The organism is Bacteroides sp. RTP31139st1_H2_RTP31139_211217 (genome assembly GCF_040227615.1).
Classification (GTDB): domain Bacteria; phylum Bacteroidota; class Bacteroidia; order Bacteroidales; family Bacteroidaceae; genus Bacteroides; species Bacteroides uniformis.
The window spans coordinates 12,977-30,993 of record NZ_JBCNZM010000047.1 but is presented as its reverse complement, the minus strand read 5'-3'; the positions used below and the strand labels follow the sequence as shown (position 1 = coordinate 30,993).

The following is an 18,017-nucleotide window of genomic DNA, read 5'->3' as shown; positions in this document are numbered from 1 at the left end:
ATGCACCACATTCTCAATACCCGGAATATCCAATCCGCGGGCGGCAAGGTCTGTAGATATCAGCACAGCGCAACTGCCATTACGGAACTTGTAAAGCGCACGTTCGCGGTCGGGTTGCTCCATACCGCCATGAAACATGTCGCAAGGGAACTTCCTGGCTTTCAGGTACCCAACAACACGCTCCACGCTTTCACGATAATTGCAGAATACCAAGGTGGAATGATAGCCGAGGGTACAAAGCAGGTTATAGAGGGTCTCCAGTTTGTCCTTCTCCGGAGAAACAACCTTGTGCAGCCGCAGACGCGGAGCAAGGGCTTCCGGAGCAAGAAAATCAAGCTTCATGAACCGGGAGCCGGAAGAGGGGGTATCACCTCCTACTCCGGCAAATTGCGGTATTTCCTCTGCATCGGTGGCCGAAAGAAGCACACGCTTTTTCAGTGAAGGAAGCTGCCCGATAACCTCTGCCATCTCGTCATGGAAGCCGAACTCAAGACACTTGTCAAATTCATCTATCACCAGAGTGACGACAGTGGCGGCATTGAAATTTTCTTTCCTCAAATGGTCGCTCATACGTCCCGGAGTACCGATAATGACGGTGGGATGAATGCCTTTCATTGTCCGGTGTTCTTCCATGGCAGGGCGTCCGCCATAGCAGCTCATAGCTTTGAAAGGAGTTCCCATGGACTTGAACACAGTTTCTATCTGCAAAGCCAATTCGCGTGAAGGTACTAGTACAAGAGCCTGCACACCTTGTATATCCGCTTTCAAGGTCTGTACCAGCGGAAGGAGAAAAGCCAGTGTCTTACCCGAACCGGTGGGCGAAAGAAGTACTAAATCTTTAGCTGATTGATAGGCTTCCTTAGCAGCCTCCTGCATCGGAGTAAGTTCTTGTATCTTCAAATTATGAAGTATATCCGAAAGTTCCATGAATATCTCTTTTTTAATCAATATGCAAAGATACGGATAAGAAGTCAGTTTCCATCAAAACAAAAACAGCTTTTAAGAAAGCTACCTAAATCATGACATGCCCGTCATACTAAAAAGGGAGACTCTCCTTATAGTTTCTGAAGCTTTTACCAAGCCCAATCGTCAGCACTATAAGTAGCTTCTACAGTCTTCTCTATCTCATTAGGCAGGTTACAGAAGAAGTCGATACCGGTTTCGTACTCCAAATTTTTAATAGAAACGGCATAAACCATAAATTCATCTTTTCCAGGTTTTTCTGGCAATAATTCAGAATGAGGGACTAAAAAAGCGATAGTATGATAAACCCCTGCCTTCTCGCTCAACAGAGCCATGTAATAATAGCTGGGGCAAATGAGTCCGCCAAGTGTCAGCCCGTCGGCATTGGTGGTGGGATAAAGCCCGTCATTGGCTTTCTTCACACCTGTGAAATTGGTAAGCAAACGGTCAGTAGTACCACCTTTCACGACATAAAGTTTGTCGTATGTGCCATTGATGGTGGAACGTCCCCAAGTCTGCACCTGCTTCTCAAGAGCCGCCCAATACTTTTGATTGAAACTCCCTATCTGTGGCGAGATATTACTGTAGTAGAAGGTCTGCTTATTGGCACTTTTACTGTACACGCGGTCTTCGCTGGCACAAAGATGCCCCTTGTCGTACCCATCGCTCTTATGCATGGATTCAGTCACCTCCACGCTGTTGTCAATATTGGGGTCGTCTTGATTCCACTCGTTGGCACGCTTCACGTTGTCTTGCGCAGTAATCGGGTCGAAACTGAATGCCACCCAAGCCGAATGCTTCTTGGAAGCGATGTATTCCAAAGAGAAATTGAGTACCTGCCCGGCACCTTCCTCATCAGACACGCCTGCATAGTATTCAATATATTGATTGGTTGCATTGAGAGCTGGGATTTCAAGATTGTCTGCTTTATTGTTATCAGCAATATTGGCATTTTTCACATCTATATCCTCAGAAGCCACATACTCTATGCCCACTTCATTACCGTGAATATAGGCCACGCGGAGCTTGCCCATCTGATAATGATTGTAGCGGTTGAAACGCACCCAATAGCACGTAGAGGGTTTCACCTCAACGCTTTCGCTGAAAGCATCGGCAGACGGGACGGCAGTAAGCCCTTCCAGCGACTCACTATTAACAGGAGCAAATGCGTAATTACGCCCGGTAAAAGCTTTGGACTGGATATAGAAAGGGGTGCCGATAGCCTTGGGCTTATACACGTTGAAACCATTGTCGCTCGACTCATAGCCCTTCATCACGTAAGTATCCGAACCCTGCTCGGTAGGTATTATCTCGGGAATGAGCGAAGCCTCTGAAGAATCATCACATCCAGCCAGCCAAATTCCGACCAGCAAAAGAAATAAGTAAGACAGTTTTTTCATCTATGTTTCTAAATTTGATTTTACGATACTAAGAATGCAAATGTGGTAATGGACAGTAAAGTCCATTACCACATTGTCTATTGCACAACCTCAGGAATTATTCCTTCACCACAAAGTTACTCATGTAGAATGTAGGAGCAAATCCAGGATCAGTATTACTTGCATAACGGAATGCCACATATACTTTCTTGCCCACATAGTCAGCCATGGAAGTACGCATTTCGATCTCTTTAGAGCTTGTAGGCCACTCGAACGACAACGGATCACTCCAAGCCGCTCCCTGCAATGCTGCAATCTTCTCTTCCTCAGTAGCAGTAGAAGCCGCAGGGATATAATTTTCGGACACATGTACAGACACTGCGTTCTCAATTTTGCCTCCATACAAATAGTCTGCCGAAGCAGTGAATACCATCTGTGGGGCAATAGCTTCGGTAAGATCTACCTCACCGGTTACAAGCCATGCCTCCGTATCGCGGTTACGCTGATAATAACCGCTTGCCTTGATACGGGTATAACCTGCACCTGCACTCCATACATAATTCATGCCATCAAGCTTCACATTCACAATCTGGGCATCGTTATGAAGTTCACCAGCAAAGTCATTGCTATAATACTCTTTTGCTTCCATCCATTTGCCGTCAGTCTTCAGGAATGCCATTTCAGCAGTTTCCGTTTCGGTATTCTTCTTCACCCATGCAGTGCCATCGAAGCCATATTCATCGGCCATCACATCATACTCCTTATTTCCGAAATAAACTACTGCCTTGACATCCCCGCTCTGTGCGTAAGGGAATGCATTCTTCAGATAAACGGGCAATACGGCATCAGCATCGCTCAAATAGTCCGAACCGGTAGAAACATAATCGGCAGGTTGCATCACACGGATACCGATACTTGCGCTTTCTTCGTAGGCAATCCAAGCCGAACCGTCATACTGGTAGAGAGCAGAAGCATTTGGCTTCACGTCTGATGCACGGGTAACGGCACGAGCAGGCATTTCAGCTTCTGATTCAGGAATCTCCTTATAAATATCCACACCCTCATAATACCCTGATACGGTACTTGTAAGTGACATATTCTTAAACTCTACAGTAGGCGCACACTCTGTAGTACTCTTATAACGGAAAGCAATGGCTATCTTCTTGCCCTCGTAAGCACTCAGGTCAATATCACCGGAATTTACATAATTCCAATTCTTGCCTTCCGGCCATTGAGGTACATTCAGAGCCTTCCATTCAGCAGTAGCCACATCATCCACATAATCTTCCGAAGCCAGCAATTCAATAAAATCAGCACGATTGTTACCATTCAAGAAATTAATGGCAATATCTACCTTAAGAAGAGGAGCCTTCGCTTTTGCTAAATCTATAATAGGAGAAACCACCCATGCTTCCGATTCAAAATCGCTATCTCCTACATGAGCACTACCCTTCCAACCATATTTACCATCCACCTTCCATACATTAGTTAACGTGCCGGTAAGTTTCACATTTTGAGTAGTGAAACCGCCCTCGTTTCCATTGAACGACTCATTCATATAAATGCCCAACGTAGCATTCGGATAAGAACCGTATGAATAAGAGTTTCCTTTTTCATAGAAATTCAGCTTGATGATTTTGTCCTTTTCCACATTTTTTACATCAAATGCCTTACGGTCATAGTTGTAAGCAAAGCTCCAATCCCCACCCTCGGGTATGGAAGTACTGATGTTGAAACTGTTAAACGTACCACTCTGATAGATGAACTTGCCATCCGGACGTTGCATAGTGAAACCTTTTTCCGTAGGAGTAAGTGTCATGATATGATTGGACACATCGCTGGTGATGAAACCATCCGCAATCTCTACCGGTTCACCCTCCATATAACCATACGTCTTATCCGGGTCTTTGAACTGACCGAAAGGAATCCAAGTATTGTCCTTCGTCGGAGCCACAATGACATAATTACCTCCTTCGGCATCAATAGAAGTTACTTTCTGGTATACCATTTTCACTGCACCGCCGCCTGTACTGGGCTCGGTCTCCGACCAAGCGTAATTCACTTGGCACACATCTCCCGTCTTCGGGTTCTTGATACCTTCCTTCAACAAAGCAGGAAGCTTCTTCAACGTAGAAGGGGTGAGATATTTCACTACCATGCTTTCCCCCCATACTGTAGCGTAATTGTCAGAAGTAAGATCGAAAGTCTGAGCTTCGTTTATCTTCGAGAGATATTCAGGTTGCTCCTTGCCGATATTGTACTGCACCAGCACCTTGGAACCATCTGACAGATATGCGTAGAGCGAATCGACAAATGCAGGCAGATAATCTTCAGGAGCTACCATATCAGTAAACATCTTGGTTTTACCCAGCTGGTTCAATGCCGTAAGATAAGTCTGCCCCTCGGGATCCTTGGCGAGAGCTATCCCTTGGTTCTTCGGCATAGAAGCTATTTTGCCATAATGGGCATCAGCCAATACGAGGGTATCGGTACTGACATCCGTGATGGTTTCTTTTTCATCAAATCCGGGGAAATTATCCTCGTTATAATCGCAGGCCCCAAGTGCAAACAGCGAAGCCAATGCGGTTCCTAATAATATATGTTTTTTCATAAATATGTTCGCTTAGAAATTCAACTTCAATCTTACAGTATAAGTACGTCCCCAACCATAGATAACACGTGTGGCCGTCTCCCAGTCATGGTTACTTCCATCGCGTGCATCGGCTATGTACTCTTGGTTGAACAAGTTGTTCACATTGCCGCTCAGTGTAGCACGAATCTTACCGAAGTCAAAGGTATATCCTGCACTTACATCAAATGTGCTCCATGAAGGAATCTCCCAAGGTTTTTCCACCACGTAAGCCTCTTTTTGAGTGGCTTGGCTCGCATCAATGTCATAATCGGCATAATTGCGTGCAAAGAAGTTCCAGTCTGCATTAAGACGCAAGCCTTTCATTGGGCGGAATGTCACTCCCAAAGCAGCTGTAGTCTGAGCAGAACCGCCCACCTGTACATTATCCATTTCAATGGTATACTTGTACTGATCTACATTACTCATATCTGTCACCACTTCACCACGGCTATTCGCCATAATCTGGCCTTCAGTATTCATCATGAAGCCTTTCGCTGTCCCATTCCAGCGCCAGTCTCCCCAAGAGAACATACCGTTAACTTCCATCCAGCGGAAAGGCTTGGCAATAAAGTCAAGCTCTATACCCATGTGGTTAGCCTGCGCACCGGTCATGTTCATTGTCCAACGCTGGGAAGCCCCGTTTACGTCTTCATAGGATCCGGTATCATATAAAGCCTTGTCTTTCCACATAGTATAATAGGCGTTTACATTGGCTGAAAAATACTGGCTACGATATCCATAACCTAATTCGAAAGAGTAAACTTTCTCATTCTTAGCATCGGGATTACGCTCATGTGAACTCTGAGAATTGATGAAGGTATTATCAAAAATAGGAGCACGGCTGATAAATCCGGTATTGAAGAATACGTTATTGTAATCATCAAGGTTGTAATTCAAACCAGCTTTCACATTGCCTCCCAAATAATGCTTCTTCGAAGACAGCTGTTTGTCACCACTATAATAAAAACGGTCTTTACGCCAATAACTGGTATTTGTAAGACCACCTGAAACAAATGCACTCACTTTATCTTTATTATACTCCAATTGGGCAAAACCACCTTCGTACATCACAAAACCGTCGTAGTCACGACGAATCACATCTCCTACTCCCAACTTCTGGTTTACCCAGGAGGTGACTCCACCATTCACACTATTCTCAGCCAATACACTCTTACGGTTATAAGAGTCTACATAATACTGCCCTCCAAAAAGATCGGTAATGACATTCTTGTGCAAACCTTTATAATAGCGGAAGTCAATACCACCATAGAAATCAAAGTAATCACCAAACTTAGTGGTATAAGTAGAAATCAATCCTGTCCAGAAATGGTCGTTCGAGGCTTTGTTCATAATCATCAGCGAACCTTTATAACCGGGCATTCCACTCACATTCACCGGATTAGTATAGTTATCTGCATTAAGCTTATCCACAGCATCATAATCAAAAGTACCATCAGGACAACGGAACTGAGTGTTCACCGTACCATCACTGGCCGTACCGTACCAAGAGCTGGTGTACCCCGTTACCCCCGTACCACTATAGCCCGCACCAGTACCGATAGACATATAAGCTGCTGTACTGAGGCTTGACTTATGGTTGATTTGCCACAAATGATTAAGAGACATCTGGGGCTTATGGTATTCGTTACGTGAAGAGTTCATCACTTGTCCATTGCGATAACCGAAAGTAGAGTTGTAACGATAGGGACTTTCCTCACCCATCCATTGTTTTACACGCTGATACTCCTTGATATTCAAACCATTTGCCATATTACGCTGATTATGCCACTGAGGTGCTCCAAAAGCTGTAAATGAAAGTTGATGGTTGTCATTGATACGTTTTGCAATACTCATGAACCAAGTGTAGGCCTCGGATTCCGTACCTTGAATATAACCGTCGCGTTTATCTCTGGCACCCAATAAAGTAAAGGCCCAACCATCTTTTGTCAGACCGGAAGAGACACTGAACATCACTTTACTGTAGCCGTCATTACCCATGCCGTAAGAGATGAAGCCGCCTTTCTTGGCATCAGTAGTCTTGGTTATAATGTTTTGTGAGCCACCTACTGAAGGAGTTGACACCTTGCTGGCACCAAGTCCACGTTGTACCTGAATACTGCTGGCCACATCAATCAAACCACCCCAGTTACTCATGTATACTTTCTGGTTTTCCATTCCGTTCATGGGTACACCGTTAATCATCATAGCCACATATTCTGACTTAAAACCACGAATCTTTATGTTGGAATCACCAAAGCCACCTCCCTCATTAGAAGCATAAACACCCGGAGTAGATTTCAAGATTTGCGGTAACTCCTGAGAACCTATCTTATCTTCAATAAATACGGGGTCGACAGTAGATACTGCAACCGGAGTCTTGCGTGCCACAGCAATAGACGATGTAATCACTACGTCCTTCAGCATCACAGCATCCGGTTCCATTGGGATAGCACCCAAATCCACAGAAGCGCCCTTCTGCGTAATCTTCTTCTTCTGGTCTTTATAACCCACGTACTTGAATAGTAATGTCGCATTCGAAGCAACGCTTTGCTTGAAATAGCCATCAATGTCGGTCACCGATCCTTGTGTAGTACCTTCCACCATGACGGCGGCACCCACTAACGGTTCACCTGTTTCTGAATCAACAAGCTGACCTCTCACTGTAGTCTGAGCAAATGCAGCGGCACTAAATACCGACAACACTGCAACCAACAGGAATTGAATTAGATGTTTTCTCATAATTCTGTTTTTTGTTAATAGATAGTGTTAATTAAACATTAATTTATGTTTTAAGTCGCAAATATAACTAATAAAAACGAGATTAATGTTATATTTATGTTACATTTTTTGAAGGTAGAAAGGCTTTTTTGAGATATTTTTAAACAAAAAAAGCCCTGCATTCTACAGCAGGGCTTTCGTATTGTCAACAAGTAAAAGAATATACTTTCAAATTCGCACCGAAATCAATCATTCATGAGCTTTCTATAACGTACACGGGTGGGTTCTTCTTTCCCAAGACGTTTCTGTTTATTTTCCTCATATTCTGAATAAGAACCTTCAAAGAAGAACACATTGGAGTCTCCTTCGAAAGCGAGGATATGCGTACAGATACGGTCAAGGAACCAACGGTCGTGACTGATGACCACAGCACATCCGGCAAAGTCCTCCAAACCTTCTTCGAGGGCACGGAGCGTATTCACGTCGATGTCATTGGTGGGCTCGTCCAGCAACAGCACATTACCTTCCTCCTTCAGGCAGAGCGCCAGATGCAAGCGGTTGCGTTCACCACCGGAAAGCACCCCACAGAGCTTTTCCTGGTCGGCACCGGAGAAGTTAAAACGGGACAGATAGGCGCGTGCATTAATGTCGCGCCCTCCCATGCGAATCAGATCGTTTCCGCCGGAAATGACCTGATATACGCTCTTGTTGGGGTCGATATCCTTGTGCTGCTGGTCCACGTAGGCAACCTTTACGGTCTCCCCCACCTCGAATTCGCCTTTGTCTGCCTTTTCCAGTCCCATGATAAGACGGAAAAGCGTAGTCTTACCGGCACCGTTAGGGCCGATGATACCCACGATACCGTTGGGTGGAAGCATGAAGTTGAGGTCATCGAACAACAGTTTGTCACCGAACGCCTTTGCCACATGCTTGGCTTCAATCACCTTATTACCCAGACGGGGACCGTTCGGGATAAAGATTTCCAGCTTCTCTTCCTTCTCCTTCACATCCTCGTTCAGCAATTTGTCGTAGGAGTTCAGACGCGCCTTTCCCTTTGCCTGACGGGCCTTGGGAGCCATGCGCACCCACTCCAGCTCGCGTTCCAGCGTCTTGCGGCGCTTGCTGGCGGTCTTTTCCTCTTGCTCCATGCGCTTGGTCTTCTGTTCCAGCCAACTGGAGTAGTTACCTTTCCAGGGAATACCTTCGCCACGGTCCAGCTCAAGAATCCAGCCGGCAACGTGGTCGAGGAAGTAACGGTCGTGCGTTACGGCAATCACCGTACCCTCGTACTGCTGCAAGTGTTGTTCCAGCCAGTCGATGGATTCGGCATCAAGGTGGTTGGTGGGCTCGTCAAGAAGAAGCACGTCGGGCTTCTGCAACAATAGGCGGCAAAGGGCCACACGGCGGCGCTCACCACCGGAAAGATGTTCTACGGACTGGTCTTCGGGCGGACAACGGAGGGCGTCCATGGCGCGTTCCAGCTTGCTGTCAAGGTTCCAGGCATCGGTCGCGTCAATGATGTCCTGCAACTCGGCCTGGCGGGAGAAGAGCTTGTCCATCTTGTCCTGGTCCTCATAATATTCGGGCAAGCCAAACTTCTGATTGATTTCCTCGTATTCTGCCAGCGCGTCCACAATGGGCTGCACGCCTTCCATTACAATTTCCTTTACGGTCTTGGTGGGGTCGAGGTACGGTTCCTGGGCCAGATACCCCACAGAATATCCCGGCGAGAACACCACTTCGCCCTGATAGGACTTATCCAATCCGGCGATAATCTTCAGCAGGGTCGATTTACCCGAACCGTTCAGACCGATGATACCGATTTTTGCCCCGTAGAAGAACGAGAGGTAAATGTTCTTCAGTACCTGCTTGTTGTTCTGCTGAATGGTTTTATTCAGCCCAACCATAGAAAAGATAATCTTTTTATCGTCTACTGTTGCCATGTATTTAATGATTAATGTTCAGTGATAATGATTAATATCAAGGATTGATGGGGACAAAGATAAGAAAAAAGATGATATTATTTTGCAAATTTCAAAAAAGTATCTATCTTTGCACCCGCTTAACAGCAATGAAGGATTGAATCGCTAGCTCAGCAGGTAGAGCACAACACTTTTAATGTTGGGGTCTTGGGTTCGAGCCCCAAGCGGTTCACATAGAAACAAAGCCAGAAGGCGACAAAAAGAAAAAAGTCCTACAATATCAATGTATTGTGGGACTTTTTTTATGTTTCCATCTTACCTGAAAGTCCCAAAAGGGTACGAAAAGAAAAGTTGGACATCCAAACAGTGGTACAATTGGTACAGTGGGTACAGCGCCTCTTCTGCTTCACACACATGCGCTTATGTACATTACTTCATAACGCGTACATTATTTATATACATGCGTGTGTGAGATAGAAGAGACGCTGTACCCACTGTACCAACTGTACCCATAAACCTCACCTTTACGCCGCTCAAGTTCACCTTTACACGGCCCAACCTCACCTTTGCTTATGTCACTTCACCTCTTCCAGATAAAGCACACGGCTCGAATAGTCGTTCTGCTTGTGATAGTCCACCTTATGGTTGTAGGGAATCTCCAGCCCGTTTGCCATGAGGTAGGCACCACTGAAACTCTTTCCTTCGTAGTTCAAGGGAACATTATCTATACGGTTCAGTTCATGCACCCGGTATTGCTTGTCGGCACAGAGCCCTGCCATCTTCACACGCGGCAGGTGCTGGTTACAGAAATGTTCCGTCTTCCACCAATAGAAGACTGCCTTGTCCTTCTCCGGAGCCACGTACATCAGAGAAGCCACACCTTGCTTGTCATAAGGAGAGAGCAGGCGGTAAATGTCTCCCAACTGTACTACGGGACGAATGGTCTTGTACTCGGCAATGGCATTCTTGCAAAGAGCCTTTTCTTCTTCCGTCATATTTTTGGGCTGGATTTCCATACCCAAACGACCACTCATGGCAACGTCTATCCGATATTTCAGAGGGATGGTGCGGAACGTCTGATGATTGGGGGCAGCACTGATATGCGATGCCATAGCGATGGCGGGGAAGAAATAGGAAGTTCCCCACTGCATATAGACACGTTGCAGGGCATCGGTATTGTCGCTTACCCAGAACTCGTCGAAGTAAGGCAGCACTCCGTAGTTGGCACGACCGCCGCCACTGGCACATGCCTGGATGGTAAGGTCGGGATATTTGGCACGGATGCGCTGGCAGATTTTCTCGAAGCCGCGGTGGAATTCGATGTACATGTGGCTCTGATTATCCTTCGTCAGATATTGCGAACCGTGGTTCTGGACAGACATATTGGCGTCCCACTTGATGTAATCTATTTCAGGATAAGAGGTCATCAGGTTGTCTACCACACCGAAAACGAAGTCCTGCACGGCAGGATTGGCAAGGTCAAGCACTACCTGCGTGCCGCCGCGTCCCAACACAACGTCACGTTCGGAAGCCTTAAGTACCCAGTCGGGATGCTTCTCGTAGAGTTCGCTGGTAGTGTTCGCCATCTCCGGCTCAATCCAGATGCCAAACTTGACGCCATGTTTCTTGGCATCACTCAGCAAGCCTCCAATGCCGTTCGGAAGCTTGTTCTTGTCCACCACCCAGTCGCCGAGTGATGAGCTGTCGTTCTTACGGGGATACTTGTCGCCAAACCAGCCATCGTCCATCACGAACAACTCGCCACCCATGGAGGCAATGTCCGCCATCATTTGATCCATACCTTGCTGGTTGATGTCAAAGTACACGCCTTCCCAACTATTCAAAAGAATCTTGCGGGGGGTAGTGCCGTGCGCCAGTTTGTGCAGGCGTGCCCAGCGATGGAAGTTACGGCTGCCGCCACTCAAGCCTTCATTACTATAAGTCAGGGCAAGTTCGGGAGTGCGGAAAAGCTCGTCCTTCTTCAAGGAATAAGTAGAGTTCTCTTCGTTGATTCCGGCAAAGAAATGGTGGTATTCATCATCGTGTGTCTCAATGCGGAGTTTGTAGTTGCCGCTGTAACAGAGGGCTGCACCAATCACGTTGCCCGTGTTCTCCTGCGGACGACCGTCGAGGGAGAACATCACTTCGGCATGGTCAGTATGGGAATTGCGCACACCGTCCTTATTCTTGATAACCTTCATGCCCGGAGTGAGAGGTTCCTGCGTCAAAACCCCTTCATTGGCCCAGGAACCGGAGAGATGGGACAGCCATACATCGCCGCGGCGGATGGGCAGATAGCCGGAGGCAAACTGATTGAGCACCACCGGCTTCTTCTCCTGATGGGAGATTTCAGTCCAGGATTCTATCACGTCGGCATCCTGCCAGGCACGGTAACAGACGTTGACGAAGAAGGGATACACCTTATCCTTCAGTGCCACGACAGTCGTCACGGCATTCCCTTCCTTTTCGGTAGTCACGTTCAATACTTCGAGCTGGAGGGTCATGTTACCGTCGGCATGCTTCACAGCGAGGGCCGTCTCCACGGGAGCATTCAATCCATATTCGGGATAGGCTGCATGGTTCGCTTCTGCCGCAGAGATATTCTGCAAGTCGGCTTCAGAAAGTCTGTTACCATAATACAAGTGTCTCAGTGTACCGCCTTCAGGAGCCGAAAGCACCAAAGAGGTTTTCGGAGTGGATACACATACGTTTTGAGCCAACAAACTGCCGGTCAGCAGCAGTGCTCCAAAGAGAAAATTTGTTCGTTTCTTGAAATTCATGCTTTTCTTGTTTAGATTCTATATTCATTTAGCTGTGCGCAAATGTAGGCGTTTCCCCGAAGATAAAATAGTATCATTTTATCATATCCTTATACAAATTCTATTTCCGGCTGACAATTGTCCCCGTGGCTTGGTTGGCAGGCATCACCAGCACTTCCGCAATCTGGATATGCTCGGGGACGGCAGCGGCGAAATAGACCACTTCGGCTATATCGTCGCCGGTCAGCGGGCGTATACCTTTATATACATTATCGGCCGCCTCCCGGTTACCACGGAAACGGACGACGGAGAAATTGGTTTCCACCAACCCCGGCTTGATATTCGTTACGCGTATCGGGGTATCCACCAGGTCGATGCGGAGTCCGTCGGAAAGGGCCTTGACGGCAGCCTTGCAGGCACAGTACACACTGCCTCCCGGATAAGCGTAATCTCCGGCAATGGACCCCATATTGATAACGTGACCACGGCCTCGCTCCACCATACCGGGAACCACGAGGCGGGTCATGGCAAGCAAGGCTTTCACGTTAGTGTCGATGACAATGTCCCATTCATCCAGGTTACCTTCATGTTCCTTGTCCACCCCAATGACGAGTCCGGCATTGTTCACCAGTATGTCTACCGCCTTCCATTCCTCCGGAAGGGATTCGAGGGCGGCATGGGCAGCCTGCCGGTCGCGGACATCGAAAGGAAGCAGATACACATCGGCTCCATATTTCTCCAACAATTCTTTCTTTACAGCATTCAGTTTCTCCACATTACGGCCATTGAGTATAAGCCGGTAACCGTTCATGGCAAATTTACGCGCGCAGCCTTCCCCTATTCCCGAGGAGGCTCCGGTGATGAGTACAATCTTCTTTTCCATCATGTTATTAAGTTTTAATATCAATACTGCCAACAAAGGTATTACTTATTATTTTAACTTCATAGGAATAATGAATTTTAGAGTAAGGCGAAAAATCCCGATAAATTATGTAACTTTGCACCCGCTTTTTGAAAGCCCGAGAAACTGTTTTGATTTTATTTCAGCTTTCTTCTGAGATTTGTTTAATTCGTTTGGATAAAGTAAAAGACGCTTATGCAAAAGTCCGATTGCATCATCGGTGTGGAGCACGTATCGAAATTTTTCGGAGATAAGGCCGTGCTGAATGATGTGAATTTGTCTGTCCGTAAGGGCGAGTTTGTAACAATACTGGGACCGTCCGGCTGCGGAAAGACAACTCTGTTGCGCCTCATTGCAGGCTTTCAGACAGCCTCGGAAGGAGTGATAACCATTGCCGGAAAGGACATCACACAGACACCGCCGCACAAGCGTCCGGTAAACACCGTGTTCCAGAAGTACGCCCTCTTCCCCCACCTCAACGTGTTCAACAACATTGCCTTCGGGCTGAAGCTGAAGAAGCTGCCCGGTGCCACCATCGAGAAGAAGGTAAAGCAAGCCCTGCGCATGGTGGGCATGACGGACTATGAGGACCGCGACGTAGACTCCCTCTCCGGCGGGCAGCAACAGCGCGTAGCCATTGCCCGAGCCATCGTCAACGAACCCGAAGTGCTGCTACTGGACGAACCCCTTGCCGCCCTGGACCTAAAAATGCGCAAGGACATGCAGATGGAGCTAAAGGAGATGCACCAGAAGCTGGGCATCACCTTCGTATATGTGACCCACGACCAGGAAGAGGCACTGACCTTGAGCGATACCATCGTCGTGATGAGCGAAGGACGCATCCAGCAAATAGGCGTGCCGACGGACATCTACAACGAACCCATCAACTCCTTCGTAGCAGACTTCATTGGTGAAAGCAACATCTTGAACGGAGTTATGATAAAGGATAAAGCCGTCACCTTCTGCGGACACGAATTTGAATGCGTGGACACGGGATTTGGCGAGCAGATGCAGGTAGACGTAGTGATTCGCCCCGAAGACATCTACATCTTCGATGTATCCGACGCCGCACAGCTGACGGGGACCGTAACCAGCTGCATCTTTAAAGGCGTACACTACGAAATGCTGGTGCAGACGCGCGAAGGCTACGAGCTGATGGTGCAGGACTACCATGCCTTCGAGGCAGGACGCGAAGTCGGCCTGCTGGTGAAACCCTTCGACATCCACGTGATGAAGAAGGAACGCACCTGCAACACCTTCGAGGGAAAGCTGGTGGACGAGACGCACGTAGACTTCCTGGGCTGTAACTTCGAGTGCCTCCCCGTGCAGGGCATCGAGCCGGGCAGCGCCGTGCAAGTGGAAGTAGACTTCCAGCACGTCATCCTCGAAGACAACGAAGAGGACGGCCGTCTGACGGGTGAAGTGAAATTCATCCTCTACAAAGGGAACCATTACCACCTGACCGTGTTTACGGACTGGGACGAAGACATCTTTGTCGACACCAACGACGTGTGGGACGACGGCGACCGCGTAGGTATCACCATCGCCCCTCAAAATATACGGATTGTTCAATCTCTTAATAAGGAAGGAAGTGCTCAATAAGTTATCCCATTTCTTCATGCGCCGGCGCAACTGGACGGTACCCTACGCGCTGTTTCTGCTTGTATTTGTCATAGTACCGCTGCTGCTCATCGTGCTCTATGCCTTTACGGACGACGGAGGGGCGTTTACGTTGGCCAACTTCCGCAAGTTCATGATGCACCCCGAAGCGATGAACACGTTTGTCTACTCCATCGGAATAGCCGTTATCACCACGCTGGTCTGCCTGCTGCTGGGCTATCCGGCAGCGTATATCCTGAGCCAGAAGCAATTCAACACCTCACGCACCATGGTGGTGCTGTTCATCCTCCCCATGTGGGTGAATATCTTGATACGTACGCTTGCCACAGTGGCGCTGTTCGACTTCCTGAACCTGCCGCTGGGCGAAGGTGCCCTTGTGTTCGGTATGGTCTACAACTTCCTGCCGTTCATGATATACCCCATTTACAACACTCTTCAGAAGATGGACCACAATCTGATTGAGGCTGCGCAGGACTTGGGAGCCTCTCCTACCCGCGTATTCGGCAAGGTGATTCTGCCGCTCTCCATGCCGGGAGTGATGAGCGGCATAGTGATGGTGTTTATGCCTACGGTTTCTACCTTTGCCATTGCCGAGTTGCTAACAATGAACAACATCAAACTGTTCGGCACCACGGTGCAAGAGAATATTTACAACGGAATGTGGAACTACGGTGCCGCCCTCTCGCTCATCATGCTGCTGCTGATAGGCATCACCATCCTCTTTACCAACGAGGAGGACGGGGCATCGAATGAAAGCGGAGGTGTGATATGATGACACGAATCTTAACCCGCGGCTACTTGTGGCTGCTGCTGGCGTTGCTCTACTCGCCCATCTTAATTATTATGATATTCTCCTTCACGGAGGCAAAGGTGCTGGGCAACTGGACGGGATTCTCCACCAAGCTGTACAGCTCCTTGTTTACGGGCGGGATGCACCACTCGCTGATAAATGCCATCTGGAACACATTCGCCATTGCCCTGCTTGCCGCCACCGCCAGTACGGCGCTGGGCAGCATTGCAGCCATCGGCATCTTCAATCTGCGCTCGCGCACACGGCAGGTAATGAACTTCGCCAATGCCATCCCGATGATGAATGCAGACATTATCACCGGTGTGTCGCTGTTCCTGCTGTTCGTCAGCTTCGGCATATCGCAAGGATTCACCACAGTGGTACTGGCACACATCACTTTCTGCACGCCCTACGTGGTGCTCAGCGTAATGCCCCGGCTCAAAAAGATGAACCAGAATGTCTACGAGGCGGCACTCGACCTGGGCGCCACACCGTTCCAAGCACTGCGCAAGGTTATTCTTCCGGAGATATTTCCGGGTATGATAAGCGGATTCATCCTTGCTTTCACGCTCTCCATCGACGACTTTGCCGTGACCATCTTCACCATCGGCAACCAGGGGCTGGAAACGCTCTCCACCTACATCTACGCCGATGCGCGCAAAGGTGGACTGACGCCGGAACTGCGGCCACTCTCCACCATCATCTTCGTGACGGTGCTGGTGCTGCTGATTGTAATCAACAAGCGGGCCGAACGGACGAAAAACGATTGATGTGAGTGATGAGTTATAAGTTATCAATTGTCAAGAACAAGATGATGAAAAGGATAATAAACATACTGATTCTACTGTGCTGTATCGCATCCCTCTCTTCTTGTGGAAACTCCACAGAAGAGCGCAGCCGTGTACTGAAGATATACAACTGGGCGGACTACATCGATGAAGATGTGCTTGCCGAATTTCCCGACTGGTACAAGCAGCAGACGGGCGAAGACCTCCGTATCATCTACCAGGTGTTCGATATCAACGAAATCATGCTCACCAAAATTGAGCGCGGGCACGAGGACTTCGACGTCGTATGCCCCTCGGAGTACATCATCGAACGCATGCTTCGCAAAGACCTCCTGCTACCCATCGACCGCAACTTCGGCCACACGCCGGACTACATCCCCAACGTGTCGCCCTACATTCGCCACGAGCTGAACAAGACCTCGCAACCGGAACGCCAGACCGAGGACTATGCCGTGCCCTACATGTGGGGCACCGCTGGTATCCTCTTCAACAAAAAGTTTATTACCGCCGAAGAGGCCGACACATGGGACATCCTCTGGGACTCCAAAAACCGCGGCAAAATACTGATGAAGGACAGCTACCGCGATGCCTACGGTACCGCCATCATCTACGCCCACGCCCGGGAGCTGGCCGACAGCACCGTCACCGTAGAGCAACTGATGAACGACAACTCCCCGCAGGCCATCGCCCTGGCCGAGCAACGCCTCAAGGAGATGAAACCCAACATCGCCGGCTGGGAAGCCGACTTCGGCAAGGAAATGATGACCAAGAACAAGGCGTGGATTAACTTCACCTGGAGCGGCGACGCCGTCTGGGCCATCGAGGAGGCCGATGCCGTGGGTGTGGAACTGGACTACACCGTCCCCTGCGAAGGCAGCAACATCTGGTACGACGGCTGGGTAATCCCCCGCTACGCCCGCAACGTGAAGGCGGCAAGCTATTTCATCAACTACCTCTGCCAGCCTTCCGTGGCACTGCGCAACATGGATGCCATCGGCTACGTCAGCGCCGTAGCCACACCGGAAATCATGGAGGCCAAGACCGATACCACGCTCGACGTGCACTCCGACCTCAGCTACTTCTTCGGCCCCCTGCCCGGAGCCGACAGCCTGCAGATAGACCCGGTACAATATCCTGACCGCCGAGTAGTGGAACGCTGCGCCATGATACGCGACTTCGGCGACCGCACGGAACTAGTGCTCGAGATGTGGAGCCGCGTGAAAGGTGACAATCTCAACACAGGCATCGTGCTGCTCATCTTCGCCGTTTTCGGTCTGCTCTTCATCTGGCTGGTATATGCCAAGATACGAAAGTACAAGCAGAAACGCCGCCACCGTCTCCGCAGAAAGCGGAAAAGGGGATGAGCAACACATTGTTTACCTAAAAACCCGTCAACGTGCAAGGAACAAAGAATCTGACACAAGGCCCCATCAACCGCCAGCTTTTCACGCTGGCAATGCCCATCATGGCCACCTCGTTCATCCAGATGGCCTACAGCCTGACGGACATGGCATGGGTAGGGCGTCTGGGCAGTGAGTCCATGGC

Annotated in this window: 11 protein-coding genes, 1 tRNA gene and 1 pseudogene; 6 read left to right on the top strand and 7 right to left on the bottom strand. The window is 48.7% G+C overall.

What is annotated here, in order from left to right:
* The 5 genes from ABUA47_RS09995 to ettA all read right to left on the bottom strand — a co-directional run.
* A partial coding sequence (locus tag ABUA47_RS09995; RefSeq protein WP_349831579.1) for a DEAD/DEAH box helicase occupies nt 1-927 on the bottom strand: 927 nt, incomplete at its 3' end.
* Between the two features lie 146 nt (nt 928-1,073).
* Nucleotides 1,074-2,363: a DNA/RNA non-specific endonuclease gene (locus tag ABUA47_RS09990; RefSeq protein ID WP_035448193.1), complete on the bottom strand. Its 1,290-nt coding sequence runs from the start codon at nt 2,361-2,363 to the stop codon at nt 1,074-1,076.
* A 97-nt stretch (nt 2,364-2,460) separates the two neighbouring features.
* Nucleotides 2,461-4,953, bottom strand: a complete 2,493-nt coding sequence (locus tag ABUA47_RS09985; RefSeq protein WP_035448191.1) for a choice-of-anchor J domain-containing protein — start codon at nt 4,951-4,953, stop codon at nt 2,461-2,463.
* A gap of 12 nt (nt 4,954-4,965) precedes the next feature.
* The gene (locus ABUA47_RS09980) at nt 4,966-7,713 is read right to left on the bottom strand and encodes a TonB-dependent receptor (RefSeq protein WP_005828100.1); all 2,748 of its coding nucleotides are present in this window, start codon (nt 7,711-7,713) and stop codon (nt 4,966-4,968) included.
* A 224-nt stretch (nt 7,714-7,937) separates the two neighbouring features.
* Nucleotides 7,938-9,635 (bottom strand): energy-dependent translational throttle protein EttA, encoded by a 1,698-nt coding sequence (ettA, locus tag ABUA47_RS09975; RefSeq protein ID WP_005828098.1) that lies wholly within the window; start codon nt 9,633-9,635, stop codon nt 7,938-7,940.
* Nucleotides 9,636-9,773: 138 nt separating this feature from the next.
* Between ettA and ABUA47_RS09970 the strand changes: the two genes are divergently transcribed.
* Nucleotides 9,774-9,846 (top strand) — tRNA-Lys (locus ABUA47_RS09970).
* Between the two features lie 343 nt (nt 9,847-10,189).
* On the opposite strand, the gene ABUA47_RS09965 is transcribed toward ABUA47_RS09970, so the two are convergent.
* Together ABUA47_RS09965 and ABUA47_RS09960 are read right to left on the bottom strand one after the other, a co-directional pair.
* Nucleotides 10,190-12,394, bottom strand: coding sequence for an alpha-galactosidase (locus ABUA47_RS09965; protein WP_035448188.1), 2,205 nt, complete (start codon nt 12,392-12,394; stop codon nt 10,190-10,192).
* Between the two features lie 100 nt (nt 12,395-12,494).
* Entirely contained in the window at nt 12,495-13,256 is a 762-nt protein-coding gene (locus ABUA47_RS09960; protein ID WP_034525612.1) for an SDR family oxidoreductase, read from the bottom strand.
* Between the two features lie 213 nt (nt 13,257-13,469).
* Here ABUA47_RS09960 and potA point away from each other — a divergent pair, with 213 nt between their 5' ends.
* The 5 genes and pseudogenes from potA to ABUA47_RS09935 form a co-directional block, all read left to right on the top strand.
* Nucleotides 13,470-14,876, top strand: a complete 1,407-nt coding sequence (potA, locus tag ABUA47_RS09955) for a polyamine ABC transporter ATP-binding protein (protein ID WP_005828085.1) — start codon at nt 13,470-13,472, stop codon at nt 14,874-14,876.
* Between the two features lie 16 nt (nt 14,877-14,892).
* Complete coding sequence (locus ABUA47_RS09950; RefSeq protein WP_005828083.1) at nt 14,893-15,666, top strand: ABC transporter permease; 774 nt, start codon at nt 14,893-14,895, stop codon at nt 15,664-15,666.
* Nucleotides 15,663-16,454 (top strand): ABC transporter permease, encoded by a 792-nt coding sequence (locus ABUA47_RS09945; protein ID WP_008663130.1) that lies wholly within the window; start codon nt 15,663-15,665, stop codon nt 16,452-16,454. The genes ABUA47_RS09950 and ABUA47_RS09945 overlap by 4 nt, the downstream gene beginning before the upstream one ends.
* Before the next feature lie 44 nt (nt 16,455-16,498).
* Nucleotides 16,499-17,836, top strand: a complete 1,338-nt coding sequence (locus ABUA47_RS09940; protein WP_172679941.1) for an ABC transporter substrate-binding protein — start codon at nt 16,499-16,501, stop codon at nt 17,834-17,836.
* A gap of 32 nt (nt 17,837-17,868) precedes the next feature.
* A pseudogene (locus ABUA47_RS09935) lies at nt 17,869-18,017 on the top strand (MATE family efflux transporter); the annotation flags it as partial.